Origin of the sequence: Thiolapillus sp. (genome assembly GCF_048562965.1) — a bacterium.
In the GTDB taxonomy this organism is placed as follows: Bacteria; Pseudomonadota; Gammaproteobacteria; order Chromatiales; family Chromatiaceae; genus Thiolapillus; species Thiolapillus brandeum_A.
On sequence record NZ_JBHNMF010001207.1, the window covers coordinates 1 to 785 of the forward strand.

Annotated in this window: 1 protein-coding gene and 1 pseudogene; both read left to right on the forward strand. The window is 60.8% G+C overall.

Annotated elements, in window-relative coordinates; translation table 11 throughout:
• Positions 1-565, forward strand: a pseudogene (locus ACOCD2_RS23330) (hypothetical protein); the annotation flags it as partial.
• Positions 501-785, forward strand: a 285-nt coding sequence (locus ACOCD2_RS23335) for an IS66 family transposase (protein WP_419619492.1), incomplete at its 3' end; no start/stop codon positions are given. The pseudogene ACOCD2_RS23330 and the gene ACOCD2_RS23335, both read left to right, overlap by 65 nt.

The following is a 785-nucleotide window of genomic DNA, read 5'->3' on the forward strand; positions in this document are numbered from 1 at the left end:
ACGCCAGTTGTTCGGCCGCAAATCCGAGAAGCGGATCATCGACAACCCCCATCAGCTCGACCTGGGCGAGTTACTGGGCGACACCCCCGTACCGGCCGAGCCAGAGCCCGAAGAGATCACCTATCGTCGCCGCAAGCGCACCAAGCAGCGCAGCGAGGACGATGTCACCGATTCGGGCCTGCGCTTTGGTCCCGAAGTGCCGGTCGAGGTGATCGAACTGTCTGCGCCTCAGCTTGAGGGGCCAGCCGCGGAGCAGTACGAGGTGATTGACTACAAGATCAGCCACCGCCTGGCCCAGCTCCCTGGCAGCTACGTGGTGATGGAGTACCGTCGCCCGATACTCAAGCACAAACCGAGCGCTCGATTGATGGAAGTGCCAGCGCCCTCGGCGGTATTCGAAGGCAGCCTGGCCGATGTCAGCCTGCTGGCGGGACTGCTGGTGGACATACCACCTGCCCCTGTACCGCCAACACCAGCGGCTCAAGGATGCTGGCATCACCCTGAGCCGTTCTACTCTGACGAACTATGTCCAGCGCAGCATCGAGCTTCTCCAGCCCATCTATGACGCCCAGTGGCAGCATATCCTGCAAAGCCGAGTGCTGGCCATGGATGAAACGCCGATCAAAGCCGGTCGCAAGAAGAAGGGCCAGATGAAAGCCTCCTGGTACTGGCCGATCTATGGCGAGAATGATGAAATCTGCTTCACCTGGTCGGATAGTCGGGGCAGCGCACACATCGAACAACAGCTCGAGGGTTTTTCCGGTGTGCTGCTCAGCGACGGCTAT